Origin of the sequence: Butyrivibrio sp. DSM 10294, from assembly GCF_028539135.1 — a bacterium.
Taxonomy (GTDB): Bacteria; Bacillota; Clostridia; order Lachnospirales; family Lachnospiraceae; genus Butyrivibrio.
In genome coordinates, this window is sequence record NZ_JANSWL010000036.1 from 1 (window position 1) to 13,916 (window position 13,916).

Genomic DNA, 13,916 nt, shown 5'->3' on the forward strand with positions numbered 1-13,916 from the left:
ATCACTCACCAGAAAAGACTTTGATGAGCTGAACAACTCGTCAGCGAAACTGATAGAGATTGCAAAGGAACAGCAACGACTTTTAGCGGCCTGACAATTGGATACCTAAAGGTAATTTACACACAATAAAGGACTTGACCGCTCTCTGCCCTGACGCTCGCCTATTTCTACATGTTTTCTTATTTGTCTGTGCCTTCTATACTTATCCATAGTATAATTTTATCACAATTGATGTTCTCAAATATTAAAAAAAGATGATATTTTGTTTATAAAACATGCAAAATATCATCTTTTTATTTTATTTTCGATTTAATTTATACAAATCGTATAAGTGGCTATATTACACAGGATACGCACCATTCTTGGTATCTGCAGCAGTTACGTCAACCTTGTCCTGCTGTGCCATACGATACTTGAAGAAGTCTGTAGCAACCTGTGGGAAGAGAGCGTATGAAAGAACGTCTTCATCCTGCTGCTTCCACTGTGCAACCTGCTCTTCGAACTTCTTAAGTCCGGGCTCAAGCTTATCTGCAGGTCTGCAGGTAATAACCTCTCTGTCGCCGATGATCTTCTTCTGAACTTCGGGGTTGAAAGGCTTGATTGTCTTACCATATTCTCCGGCAAGAAGATCCTTGGTCTGGTCAGTAGCAACCTTGTATCTCTCACCCATAAGAACGTTCATAACAGCCTGTGTTCCAACGATCTGTGATGAAGGAGTAACAAGCGGAGGCTCACCGAAGTCCTTACGAACCTGAGGAATCTCCTCAAGCACTGTATTGTACTTGTCGCTTGCGTTCTGCTCCTTGAGCTGGCTAACCATGTTGGAAAGCATACCGCCGGGAACCTGATACATAAGAGTCTTGATATTAACACCAAGAACCTTGGCATCCATAAGTCCGCTCTTTAAGCACTCTTCTCTGTAAGGTCTGAAGTGATCTGCGATCTTAGCAAGAATCTTCTGGTCAAGACCTGTCTCAAAAGGCTGTCCCTTGAAGGCTTCTACCATAACCTCGGTAGCGGGCTGTGAAGTTCCGAGAGCGAAAGGTGAAATTGCGCAGTCGATGATATCAACACCGGCCTCAGCTGCCTTCATGTATGTCATACTGGCAACACCTGATGTGTAGTGAGTATGAAGGTCGATAGGAAGCTTGGTTGCGCTCTTAAGGGCCTTAACAAGCTTCTCTGCCTCGTAAGGAAGAAGAAGTCCTGCCATATCCTTGATACAGATTGAATCTGCGCCCATTGCCTCGATATCTTTGGCAATGTTCATCCAATAATCAAGTGTATATGCATCACCAAGGGTGTATGCAAGAGCGATCTGAGCATGTCCGCCCTCTTTCTTACAAGCCTTAACAGATGCCTCAAGGTTTCTAAGGTCGTTAAGACAGTCAAAGATTCTGATAATATCGATACCGTTTGCGATAGACTTCTGTACGAAGTACTCTACAACGTCATCGGGATAGTGCTTGTAACCAAGGATGTTCTGTCCACGAAGGAGCATCTGAAGCTTGGTATTCTTGAAGCCGTCTCTGAGCTTACGAAGTCTCTCCCAGGGATCTTCCTTAAGGAATCTCATGCAGGAATCGAATGTAGCTCCGCCCCAGCACTCTACTGCGTTATATCCGACTTTATCCATTGTATCAATGATCGGAAGCATAACCTCTGTAGGCATTCTTGTAGCGATCAGTGACTGATGCGCGTCACGGAGAACGGTCTCATTGATACGAACAGGTTTTTTCTGTATATCTGCCATTTCTTTATTTTCCTTTCATAAAAGATTTTATACACCAAATACTGCCATGAATGTACCTGCAACTACTGCGGTACCGATAACTCCTGCAACATTAGGTCCCATAGCATGCATGAGCAGGAAGTTGGAAGGATCATACTCCGCACCAACCTTCTGTGAAACACGGGCTGCCATAGGAACGGCAGATACGCCTGCTGAACCGATAAGAGGATTGATCTTTCCTCCGGTGATCAAACATAAGAGTTTACCAAGCAAACAACCTGCTGCAGTACCGAAAGCAAAAGCTATAAGTCCAAGTACAACGATGATAAGTGTTGTCTTGTTAAGGAAAGCCTCAGCACTTGTTGTAGCACCTACTGATGTTCCAAGAAGGATAACTACGATGTACATAAGTGCGTTGGAAGCTGTTTCCTGAAGCTGACGAACAACTCCTGACTCTCTGAAAAGATTTCCGAGCATCAGCATACCGATAAGGGGTGCTGTTGTAGGAAGAATCATACTAACAACGATAGTAACGATTACAGGAAAGAGAATCTTCTCCAGCTTGGATACTTCTCTAAGCTGCTGCATTCTGATGGTTCTCTCCTTCTGTGTTGTAAGGAACTTCATAATAGGCGGCTGAATCATAGGAACCAGAGCCATATAGGAGTAAGCTGCAACGGCGATAGGTCCTAAGATTGATGTCTGATGAAGTTTGGATGCAAGGAAAATAGATGTAGGTCCGTCTGCACCACCGATGATTGAAACAGCTGCGGCCTGCTTGTCATTAAAGCCGAAGAAAATGGCCATAAAGTAAGCAGAGAAAATACCGAACTGAGCACCTGCTCCCATAAGGAAGCTGATGGGGTTGGCAATAAGGGGACCAAAGTCTGTCATGGCTCCTACACCAAGGAAGATAAGTGAAGGAAGGATAGCCCATTCATCAAGGATGTAGAAATAATGAAGGAGTCCGCCTGCTGCATCACCTACCGGCTTAGCCATGATATCAGGATAAATATTTACAAGAAGCATACCAAATGAAATTGGTACCAAAAGCAAAGGCTCAAATCCTTTGGCAATAGCAAGATATAAGAAAATCAGCGCCACAACAACCATGATATAGTTACCGGGTGTCATTGTGGTAAATGCTGTTTGCTGCCAGAGATTTGATAATGTATTAACTATGTAATCCATTTTCTATCCTCATTTCTTAGTTTAATAATCGTGAATAGTTCTCTGACAAATAATTAGTTAAGAGTTGCAAGAACTGTTCCTGCCTCAACGGGATCACCGGCTGCAACATCAACACTTGCTACTGTTCCGTCTGCAGGAGCAACCATAGGAATCTCCATCTTCATGGACTCGATGGTTACAACTGTGTCACCCTTCTTAACAGACTGGCCAACGTTGGCGTTGATCTTAAGAACCTTACCTGCTGCACCGGCCTCAACCTTGATACTGCCTGCGCCTGCGCTTGTCTTCTTAGCGGGAGCTGCGGGAGCCTTAACGGCGGGAGCTGCTGCTCTGGCAGGAGCTGCGCCTGTGCTCTGTCCCTCTTCTACTGTTACATCATATACGTTTCCGTTAACGGTTATTGTATAATTCTTCATTGTGTCTCCTTTCAAAATTAGAAGCATGCCATAGCGATGCCTTTATCAATTATTTTTCCAATTTGTATTTCTCTTTCTGATGGATCTTACAACAAAGCCATCAGTTCCACCGCTACCTTCATAAGCAGCTATAGCGGCTGCAATTACGGCTACCAGCTCAGCATCATTTGTAAGTTCTTCCTGCTCTGCAATCTGGTTGGTCGCATTGTCCATTGCCTTCTGGGTGATTTCCTTATCGCTCTCTTTCTTCTTTTTGCCACCGCCGATAAACAACGGGAAGAGTGAAATAATAAGGGAAATGATTATGAGGATGGCGAAGGCCATTCCCATACCCAAAAGGGTATTAAGTCCGGCATTTCCTAACTTCTCCGGGGTAGACTTGTTAACCGTTACACCGATATCAGTAGGCTGACCGTTATTCTTGAAATACATCTCCATATTGGCTGTATGTGTTGTGCCTGTAAGTTCACTCTGGGCAACAAGAACACCGTCGCTGTTAATGTAGAACTTGGTGTCGGTAACACTGATGTCTCCCTGCAATGTCTCAAGATTGGAATAACCAAGCTCTTCAACTGCCTTGCACCAGCTGTCATAGCCCTTGTAGATTACCTCGTAGTAATCATCGCCGTAACCGGCAAGGGAAAAGTACATTTTCTCTTCGAAGTTCTGTGGTGTGATTCCCTGTAAGTACCAGTTCTCAAACCACTGATCCTCAACTGTTGTGGCGAAGGCTCTTAAATTCTCGACATTAAAGGTTTCAGCCTGATATCTGCTTCCTTCAACGGAATTATAATTAATCTCCTGCCCGCAGGCTGTAAGACCAAGAAGGCAGCTGAGCATAACGCCCAAAACTAAAAGTTTACTTTTCATTCTGAGTGCTCCCTTCATTTATACTGTGCCATGTTTTTTGGCAGGACGCTCATCTCTTTTTGTAAAAAGCATTTCAAATGCTCCGATTACGTATTTTCTGGTATCCGCAGGCTCGATGATCTCGTCTACGTATCCTCTTGCAGCTGCGCTCTTAACATTGTTCTGAAGAGCAGCGTACTCGGAAGCTGTCTTGGAAACAGTCTCTGCATCCTTGCCGTCAGCAATGATCTTGGCTGCAAGACCTGCATCCATGGTTCCGATCTGAGCATCAGGCCAGCTGATGGTAACATCTGCTCCAAGAGCCTTGGAGTTCATGATAACGTAAGCTGATCCGAAAGCCTTACCTGTGATAAGGTTAACCTTAGGTACTGTCGCATTGGCAAGTGCATAAACAAGTCTGCCTGCAGCCTTAGCAACATGCTTCTCATCACATCTGGTTGAGCCGAAGCCTGTAGCATTGTTAAGTGTAAGAACAGGAATATCAAAAGCATCGCAGAAATTAACAAACTCTGCAGCCTTCTCGCATCCGTGTCCTGTAAGCTTGTCCTCAAACTTCTCAGCCTCTTTGCCGTTCTCGTCAAAAATAGCTGTACGGTTACCTACAAGTCCTACTGTAGCACCGTTAAGCTTGATGAAGCCTGTAACCATCTCTTTAGCATACGCTCTCTTTGTCTCGAAGAATACGCCGTTGTCTGAGATCTGTGAAGCAACAAGTGCAGGATCTGCAGCACAGCCGTCAAGGTTCTCGCAGGCTCTGTTAAGATCGTCAGAGCACTCCTCGTAAGAATCACCATCTTCGTTGTTGGAAGGAAGAAGCGAAACGAGCTCTCTGATCTGTGCGTATACAGTAGCCTCGTCAGCAACAACATCTACGTTGCCAGTCTCGGCTGACTGCCACTTGGCACTTGAAGTGTCACATTTCTCTTTATAATTGCCCTCAAGGACATTAGGTGAATTAACAAAGAGTTTTGCCTTGTCAGATTCCATGAATGTGAAGTCAGTGATTGAAGGAATCAGTGCAAGTCCTCCACCACAGTTTCCGAATACGGCTGTGATCTGAGGAACTACGCCGGAAGCCTCCACCTGCTTAAGATAGATTTCACCGAATGCATTAAGTGCATCGGCTCCTTCCTGAAGACGAAGTCCTGCTGAATCGATAAGACCGATTACAGGAGATCCTGTCTTGATAGCCAGTTCATACAGGCGAACGATCTTCTTGGCATGCATTTCACCAATAGATCCGCCAAGAACTGACGAATCCTGGCTGTAAACATATACCAGGTTACCGTCGATAACACCATATCCGGTAACAACGCCGTCAGATGGTGTTTCTTCCTGTTTCAGATTGAAATCTGTGCTTCTTGCAGTCACAAGGGCGCCAATTTCAACGAAACTGTTTTCATCGAGCAAAGCATTAATTCTCTGACTCGCTTGTGAAGAACTACTCATTTGTTTAACCTCCGTGAAAAAATTGATGTATTATTCAGAGCTGAGACTCGGAATAGTCGCAAATTTCGCAACATAAGTCAGAATATAGTATACCACACTTGTGGGCAAAAAAAAGCGAGAATACAGAAAAAATTCAGTATTCTCACATATTTTTAAGTTTTTGTATCTTAAATATCCAGTTTTAAGTTAACTTCTTCTTCAGCTTGTGCCTTGAACTCCTCTACCTGCACGGTTCCGATGGATGGAAGCTCCTCAAGGGACTTAACGCCAAAGCTTCTCAAAAACTCCTCTGTAGTTCCGAAAAGAAGGGGTCTTCCCGGCGCATCCAATCTGCCAAGTTCCTGAACCAGTCCGAATTCCACAAGTCTGTTCACGGCATGATCTGAATTTACACCTCTTATCTTCTCTACTTCCAACCTGGTAATAGGCTGCTTGTAGGCTATTATCGACAGCGTCTCCATAAGCGAATCCGTTAGTACCGCCTTCTTAGGAGCTTTCGCAATTTTAACCAGGTATTCATACATTTCTTTTCTGGTGCACAGCTGCACTGATTTCTCAAGCTCAATGATACCGATACCGCTGTCGGTTCTTTCATATTTTTCCTTAAGATACTGAACGTATTTCTTGATCTCTTTTACATCTGTCCCGATGGCCTTGGCAAGGGCACTAAGCTCGACAGAATCCCCCATTGTAAACAGAATAGCCTCAACTACGGCTGCTCCCTCTTCTATTATCATATTCTCAGCTTGCCTTTCTTGATGTGATTATGATATCGCCGAAGGTGGTCTCCTGCTCTATCTCTATTTCTCCCAGCTTGATCTCCTCCAGCATAACGAGGAATGTTACGATAATCTCATTCTTGCTGTGCTGCTTCTCAAGGAGCTGTCTGAAGCTGAATCTGGTATGCTCACGGATATAGGCCTTAACATACAGATACTTGGCATCCATATCGACTTCTTCCTTCTCGATATTGCCGAATTTGCTTCTGATGGGATCCACCTTGTCTTCCTGTCTCTTTAAAAGCTCCTGAAAAATAGAATTGAGCTTGTTCAGAGTAGCATCACCGATAAGATCCTCCAGATTGACCGGTGCCTCATAGTCCCTGACTTCCTTGGGAATATTTTTGGTGCGGTACCAGGAAAGTCCTGCGTCCATCTGCCTGTCTTTGAGCTCATAAGCCATGTATTTGTACATCTTATACTCAAGAAGTTTCTCAACAAGCTCGGCTCTTGGATCCTCTTCCTCTCCTTCTTCATTGACTTCCTTGGGAAGGAGCATTTTGCATTTGATATCAATAAGCGTGGCTGCCATAACAAGAAATTCGCTTGTTACTTCCATATCCTCTTTCTGCATGGCACCGATGTACTGCATATACTGCTCAGTGATGGTAAAAATCGGAATATCATAGATATCTATCTGGTTTTTATCGATCAGGTGCAAAAGAAGGTCCAAGGGGCCTTCAAACACCTGAAGCTTAACTTCAAGTGACATTGTTATCTCCCACAAATCTTGATCACACATACCTCCCCGGGGTTAAACATTCTGACATGAATGCTGTGAGTTCCGAGTCCCCGGCTTAAAACCATGTATTTACCTTTTCGCTCAAATAGGCCGCCATCGTACTTTGGGAAAAGAGCGATTGCCGGTGAGATCACACCTCCCAATACAGGAAGTCTTATGATACCACCGTGAACATGTCCGGCCACCGTAAGATCCGCGCCCCAGTCACTGTATTCAGGAAAATACTGAGGGTTATGTGCTATAAGAACCTGAAAAGCATCTCTGTCAGAGTCTCCGAGAAGTCTTGAAATATGCCCGGGTTCCATATCTTTTTTGATCACTTTTTTAAAATATTCATAGCTAAGATCCAAGCCTGAAATGCGAATATTCTTCTCAGGAATGGATATGCTGTCATTTTCAATGGTATGTACTCCGGCTCTTTGGAGCGCGCTTCTATACCTGTCAAAGAGGTTGCCGTACTGCACGGTTGAAGTCTTGATCCTGCGCTCGTGGTTACCGTTCCCGGCATATACCGGAAAATCTCCGGCAAGAGCTGTGAGCACATGAAGGCCGGCCTCATACCGGATCTTCCCACAGGCTTCGTGAGCGGTAAACATGTCTCCGGCGCAGAGAACAGCATCAGGCTTAATATCCCTGACTGCCTTTATAAGCCTCTCATTATTGGGGCCGAAGGTATATCCATGAAGATCTGAAAGCAGAACAAAAGTAAACTCACCATCAATCTTGTCTGTTTCAATCTCATAATTTCTGACAACAAAACTATGAGTATCATGATAAATAACGGCAATCGAAAGCACTATGATTATTATTACGGCAATAATTATATAAATCCACATACGAATATTATTCTAACACAAATAAGTGATTGAAAGGAATAAAAAAGAGCCTATGGCATAAGCCAAAGACTCTTTTTAGTTAAATTAGTTATATTTGCGCTTTCTTGCTGCCTCAGACTTTTTCTTGCGTCGTACGCTTGGCTTCTCGTAGTGCTCTCTCTTACGGATCTCCTGCTGAATACCAGCTTTTGCGCAGCTTCTCTTAAAACGACGCAGCGCGCTATCCAAAGTCTCGTTTTCTTTTACTACTACAGTTGACATCTCTACTCTTACCCTCCCTTCAGTCCCTTCAAGTACATGACTGATTGGGTTATTTATTATGCTTAAACTGAGCCATTAAGCTCACATAACATGAATAATTATATCACAATTATCATGCACGTCAAGCGTTATTTTGCATTTTTTATTACAAAAATATATATCAGCCGATCTGGCTCTCGAGAACCTTCTCTGCTTCTGCTATTGCGTCGGCTATACCTGCGGGATTCTTTCCTCCGGCCTGAGCCATGTTGGGACGTCCGCCGCCGCCACCGCCAACCTTGGGTGCGATTGCCTTAACAAGATTACCTGCATGTGCTCCCTTGACCATAGCGCCATCGGTTGCCATGGTTACAAGATTAACCTTGCCATCAGCCTCTGAAATAAGGACAACTACGCCCTCACCAAGCTTGGTCTTCATCTGATCTCCAAGATCACGAAGTCCATTCATGTCAACACCCTTAACGGATGTAGCAAGAAGCTTAACTCCCTTGACCTCTTTAACCTGGTCCATAACGTCTCCGAGAGCTGCCTGAGCCTCTTTGCTCTTAAGGGACTCATTCTCGCTTCTGAGAGACTTGAGCTCTTCCTGAAGCTTCTTGATCTGAGCCACAAGATCTGCAGGTGTTGTCTTAAGGGTCTTGGCAGCCTCTCCAAGGTTAGCCTCAACACCTCTGTAATACTCTCTTGCATTGTCGCCGGTAAGTGCTTCGATACGACGAACGCCGGCAGCAACACCGCTTTCTGAGAGGATCTTGAAAAGTCCGATGTGGCTTGTATTGGCAACATGGGTACCACCGCACAGCTCGATTGAGAAGTCGCCCATGTTTACTACTCTTACTGTTTCTCCGTATTTCTCACCAAAAAGAGCCATTGCTCCGGTCTTCTTGGCTTCTTCGATAGACATTTCCTTGGTAACTACAGGAAGTGCCTCAAGGATCTTAGCATTAACGATTGCCTCAACCTTAGCAATCTCGTCAGCAGTCATAGCCTGATGATAGCTGAAGTCAAATCTTGTTTTGTCAGGATCCTGATATGAACCGGCCTGCTCTACTCCATCACCGAGAACCTGCTGAAGAGCCTTCTGAAGAAGGTGAGTTGCTGAGTGATTGCGGCAGGTCTTAGCTCTGTTCTCTGCATCTACTTTAAGAGATACGCTGTCAGAAGTCTTGAAGCTTCCGCTTACAACCTTACCAACATGAGCTGTTCTTCCGCCTGCTACTTTAACAGCCTCAGCAACTTCAAATCTTGCTCCGTTCTGGCCAAGGATCTCACCGATATCACCTACCTGGCCACCCATAGTGCCATAGAAGGTTGTTCTGTCAGTGATGATTGTTCCCTGCTGACCCTCTGTAAGCTCATCTGTAAGAGCCTCAGCGCCTGCCATGGCAACTACCTTGCCGTCGCAGTCCAGTGCATCATATCCAAGGAATTCTACAGTTACAGATTCCTCAAGGCTATCAAATACACCCTTGCCTGCTTCGAGGTTAGCTGAGAAGTTCTGATTCTCTCTGGCCTTCTGCTTCTGTTCTTCCATGGAAGCCTTGAAGCCTTCCTCATCAACTGTAAGTCCTTCTTCCTCTGCCAGCTCAGCTGTGAGCTCTACAGGGAATCCAAATGTATCATAAAGGAAGAATGCATCCTTACCCTCAATCTGCTTCTTGCCTGCTGCTGAAGTAGCATCAAGGATCTTTTTGAACTCCTTCATACCATTTTCAAGAGTGGACTCAAAACGTGTGATCTCTCTCTCAAGCTCGGTAAGAACAAATTTCTGATTCTTGTTAAGGTGCTCATAGCTCTCTTTGTACTCATCGATATAGATCTGAGCAACGCCAAGAATCTGCTGCTTGTTAAGTCCGAGAGTTCTTGCATGTCTTACAGCTCTTCTGATAAGTCTTCTGAGAATATAACCGGCTCCTGTGTTGGAAGGAAGAAGCTTAGCCTCATCGCCGATAAGCATTACGGAAGTACGTGTGTGGTCAGCAAGAATTCTCATGGATCTTGTGGTCTTCTCATCTGACTCATATTTAATTCCGCTCTCCTTTTCGATATATGCGATTACAGGTGCGTGAAGATCGATCTTGTAAACATCATCTACACCGTTAAGGAAAGCAAGAATTCTCTCAAGTCCCCAACCTGTATCAACGTTCTTCTGTGAAAGAGGTGTGAGATGGCCGTCATGATGCTTCTCATACTGCATGAAAACATCGTTACCGATCTCAGTATACTTACCGCAGTGGCAGCCGGGACCACAGTCAGGACCGCAATCCGGAACATCCTTAACATAGAACATCTCACTGTCGGGACCGCAGGGACCATATTCAAGTCCCCACCAGTTATCCTCAGCTGGAAGATAATATATATTCTCGGGCTTAAAGCCTGATTCAATACGATATTTAGCGCCTTCCTCATCTCTTGGAGCATTCTCATCTCCTGCAAAAACTGTTGCTGCAAGATGATCAGCATCGAATCCAAAAAGCTGAGTAAGAAGCTCAAAACTCCACTGGCATCTTTCCTTCTTGAAGTAATCGCCAAGAGACCAGCTACCCATCATCTCAAAGAAAGTACCATGGCTCTTATCACCTACGGAATCAATATCGTTGGTACGAACACATCCCTGAACGTTGCAAAGTCTTGTTCCCATAGGATGCTTCTTACCAAGAAGATAAGGCATAAGAGGCTGCATTCCTGCAACGTTGAACATAACACCTGTGGATCCGTCGGACACAAGTGAAACAGCGCCGCAATCAACATGTCCACGATCTATATAGAACTGTTTCCAGGCCTTACGCAGTTCATTAGCTGTAAATTGTTTCATTTCAATTCTCCTTAAATATCTACTACTTATATCACTTTAGAAAGTGAACTTATCTGCAAAGAATGCATCGAGCTCATCGATGGCGATTCTCTCCTGCTCCATGCTGTCTCTGAATCTTACGGTAACCTTGTTATCTGTCTCTGAATCAAAGTCATAGGTTACGCAGAAAGGAGTTCCGATCTCATCCTGACGACGATATCTCTTACCGATGTTTCCACGATCATCAAACTCGCAGTTGTACTTCTTGGAAAGCTGAGCATAAATCTTCTCTGCGCCTTCGTTGAGCTTCTTGGAAAGAGGAAGAATACCGATCTTAACAGGAGCAAGTGCGGGATGGAATCTAAGCACAGTTCTCATATCGGGAGCCTCTTCTGTTCCAAGGTTCTCCTCATCATAAGCCTCACAAAGGAATGCAAGAACTACACGGTCTGCACCAAGTGAAGGTTCAACGACATAAGGGATATATTTCTCCTTAGACTCGTCATCAAAGTAATCCATAGGCTCACCAGATGTCTCCTGATGTCTTGTAAGGTCATAATCTGTTCTTGAAGCAATACCCCAAAGCTCACCCCAGTCAGTGAATGGGAATGCATATTCGATATCTGTTGTATGATCACTGTAGAAGGAAAGCTCCTCAGGGTCATGGTCACGAAGGCGAAGATTCTCTTCTTTAATTCCAAGAGAAAGAAGCCACTCATAACATGTTTTTCTCCAATACTCGAACCACTCTGTCTGTGTTCCGGGCTTGCAGAAGAATTCAAGCTCCATCTGCTCAAACTCTCTTGTACGGAATGTGAAGTTTCCGGGTGTGATCTCGTTACGGAAGCTCTTACCGATCTGGCAAATGCCAAAAGGTATCTTCTTACGTGATGTACGCTGAACATTCTTGAAGTTAACGAAAATACCCTGAGCGGTCTCGGGACGAAGATAAACTGTATCCTTGGCATCCTCAGTTACACCCTGGAATGTCTTGAACATAAGGTTGAACTCTCTGATGGGAGTAAAATCATGCTTACCGCATGAAGGGCAGGGAACACTGTGCTCCTTGATGAAGTTCTCCATCTCCTCGTGTGACCAGCCGTCAACAGAAGTCTCAAGCTTAATTCCGTTCTCTGCAGCAAAATCCTCAATGATCTTATCTGCTCTGAATCTCTCATGGCACTCTCTGCAATCCATAAGAGGATCTGAAAATCCGCCAAGATGTCCTGAAGCGATCCATGTCTGAGGGTTCATAAGGATAGCACAGTCAACACCTACATTGTATGGATTCTCCTGTACAAACTTCTGCCACCATGCCTTCTTAACATTATTCTTGAACTCAACACCCAGATTACCGTAATCCCATGTATTGGCCAGTCCGCCATAGATTTCACTTCCGGGATAGATGAATCCTCTACCCTTCGCAAGTGCAACTATTTTGTCCATTGTCTTAGCTGATTTCTCCATACTTCTAATCCTCTCTTAAATTTGAATCTTATTTTGAAAGAAGCAATTGTGCCGAATCTGTACTAACCTCAGTAAATACTGCCTCTTTTTTGCCTTTTAAATTCGTCCCCTTACTCATATAGGAAATGTTGTAAGGAACCTTAATGTTTGATTTGTCGGATGAAATGATTATATGATTATCCAAATGATCCTGTATACCGGCTTCTCCAAGGGTATTGCCGTCCTTGTCCACCAACTGTTCTGAGATCTTGTACCCCTTCTCCAACGCTTCACTGACTGTTCCGTAAAAAAGTGATACCTGATTAAAATGAGAATAATCAGAGGCGCTGTTGTAACTAAGCACCATAGTTACTTTCCCGGTCTCCTCATCCTTGGAAACGGATTCAAGGAAAACCTTGTCATTCATGAAGTCTGAGTTGTAAACAGAAGCTTCTTTGGTCGCCATATCACTAAGTTCCTGAAGATCATAGTAGGATTCACCAAAATCTTCAATAATAGTGCTGACCACCTTGCCGTCCTTGTCAATACTGATGGTTGTGTTATCCACCTTAGATGATCCGCAGCCGATAAGCACTATTGAAGGAATCAGCAGTAGCGCTGTCAGAACCTTGGCTTGTCTATTCTTAAGTTTTAGATGTGTATTCAATCTATGATTCACAAATTGCCTCAATAAAAGATAATTTTACAAAACAAACTAATTATATCCAAATAAGTTTTCTTTTTCAATACTCAAAGGTCTTTAGCATCTCAAGACTCTTCATAGGCCTGTCCACAAACCTTTTTCTGTAATCATCCCGCACCAACATCAGCTCTGATAGCACCTCATCCGTTACATTAAAGGTATAGAGCCTTGAAAGAGGGCTTGAGACTATGTAATCCAGTGTATATTTGGTGGATTCGGTCAGCATCATCTTCTCCGGAATCCCGGGGTATTCACCCTCTATTGCAAGGGCTCGCAGTTCAAATACGCACATTACCAGTCTGTTGGGCAGATTATTATTAAGAAGAGCCTTCAAAGAAAGATACAAAAGATTCAAAAGCTGCCTGTCTTCACTGTTCTCTCTTGTATAAAATGATGTAAGCTCAAGAAAAAAGGTGCCGTAGCAAGCACCTTCAAGATCCTGGCGAAAGCCCTCGAAATAATTCTCAATGTCTGCCTCAACAATGGTGTAGGAATTTTTGCCCGCATAGAGCTTGAAGGTGCCAAAGCAAAAGGGTTCAACAGTCCCGGAAAGTTTGTTTCCGGGTTTTCTGGCCCCTCTTGCAAAGGCAGTTATCTTCCCTCTCTCGGCGGTAAAAATTGTTGCTACCCAGTCATAGTCTCCGGCAGGAGAATGTTTGATAACAATACCTCTGACGGTAGTAATATCTTCCATAAA

General features: G+C 44.2%; 13 protein-coding genes. All 13 read right to left on the reverse strand.

Going from position 1 to position 13,916, the window contains the following annotated elements:
* Positions 1–340 precede the first annotated feature (340 nt).
* The 13 genes from NXH67_RS01510 to recO all read right to left on the reverse strand — a co-directional run bounded on the left by NXH67_RS01510 (position 341) and on the right by recO (position 13,913).
* Positions 341–1,753, reverse strand: a complete 1,413-nt coding sequence (locus NXH67_RS01510) for an oxaloacetate decarboxylase subunit alpha (RefSeq protein WP_022778769.1) — start codon at positions 1,751–1,753, stop codon at positions 341–343.
* A 27-nt stretch (positions 1,754–1,780) separates the two neighbouring features.
* On the reverse strand, positions 1,781–2,923 hold the full coding sequence (locus NXH67_RS01515; RefSeq protein ID WP_022778768.1) for a sodium ion-translocating decarboxylase subunit beta: 1,143 nt from the start codon (positions 2,921–2,923) through the stop codon (positions 1,781–1,783).
* Positions 2,924–2,976: 53 nt separating this feature from the next.
* Positions 2,977–3,339, reverse strand: a complete 363-nt coding sequence (locus NXH67_RS01520) for a biotin/lipoyl-containing protein (protein ID WP_022778767.1) — start codon at positions 3,337–3,339, stop codon at positions 2,977–2,979.
* Positions 3,340–3,384: 45 nt separating this feature from the next.
* Positions 3,385–4,209, reverse strand: coding sequence for an OadG family transporter subunit (locus tag NXH67_RS01525; RefSeq protein ID WP_196804975.1), 825 nt, complete (start codon positions 4,207–4,209; stop codon positions 3,385–3,387).
* Positions 4,210–4,227: 18 nt separating this feature from the next.
* Positions 4,228–5,658: an acyl-CoA carboxylase subunit beta gene (locus NXH67_RS01530; RefSeq protein WP_022778765.1), complete on the reverse strand. Its 1,431-nt coding sequence runs from the start codon at positions 5,656–5,658 to the stop codon at positions 4,228–4,230.
* 167 nt (positions 5,659–5,825) lie between these two features.
* The gene (scpB, locus tag NXH67_RS01535) at positions 5,826–6,395 is read right to left on the reverse strand and encodes an SMC-Scp complex subunit ScpB (RefSeq protein ID WP_272796124.1); all 570 of its coding nucleotides are present in this window, start codon (positions 6,393–6,395) and stop codon (positions 5,826–5,828) included.
* Between the two features lie 4 nt (positions 6,396–6,399).
* The gene (locus NXH67_RS01540; RefSeq protein ID WP_022778763.1) at positions 6,400–7,149 is read right to left on the reverse strand and encodes a segregation and condensation protein A; all 750 of its coding nucleotides are present in this window, start codon (positions 7,147–7,149) and stop codon (positions 6,400–6,402) included.
* A gap of 2 nt (positions 7,150–7,151) precedes the next feature.
* Positions 7,152–8,015 carry a metallophosphoesterase gene (locus NXH67_RS01545; RefSeq protein WP_022778762.1) on the reverse strand — a complete coding sequence of 288 codons (864 nt, stop codon included), beginning with the start codon at positions 8,013–8,015 and terminating at the stop codon, positions 7,152–7,154.
* Between the two features lie 84 nt (positions 8,016–8,099).
* On the reverse strand, positions 8,100–8,276 hold the full coding sequence (gene rpsU / locus NXH67_RS01550; RefSeq protein WP_013280615.1) for a 30S ribosomal protein S21: 177 nt from the start codon (positions 8,274–8,276) through the stop codon (positions 8,100–8,102).
* Between the two features lie 160 nt (positions 8,277–8,436).
* A complete protein-coding gene (gene alaS, locus NXH67_RS01555; RefSeq protein ID WP_272796127.1) occupies positions 8,437–11,091 on the reverse strand; it encodes an alanine--tRNA ligase in 2,655 nt (884 codons plus the stop codon).
* A 36-nt stretch (positions 11,092–11,127) separates the two neighbouring features.
* On the reverse strand, positions 11,128–12,537 hold the full coding sequence (locus tag NXH67_RS01560) for a glycine--tRNA ligase (protein WP_022778760.1): 1,410 nt from the start codon (positions 12,535–12,537) through the stop codon (positions 11,128–11,130).
* 28 nt (positions 12,538–12,565) lie between these two features.
* Positions 12,566–13,195: a hypothetical protein gene (locus NXH67_RS01565; RefSeq protein WP_272796129.1), complete on the reverse strand. Its 630-nt coding sequence runs from the start codon at positions 13,193–13,195 to the stop codon at positions 12,566–12,568.
* A 64-nt stretch (positions 13,196–13,259) separates the two neighbouring features.
* Entirely contained in the window at positions 13,260–13,913 is a 654-nt protein-coding gene (gene recO, locus NXH67_RS01570) for a DNA repair protein RecO (RefSeq protein WP_026668727.1), read from the reverse strand.
* Positions 13,914–13,916: the final 3 nt, after the last annotated feature.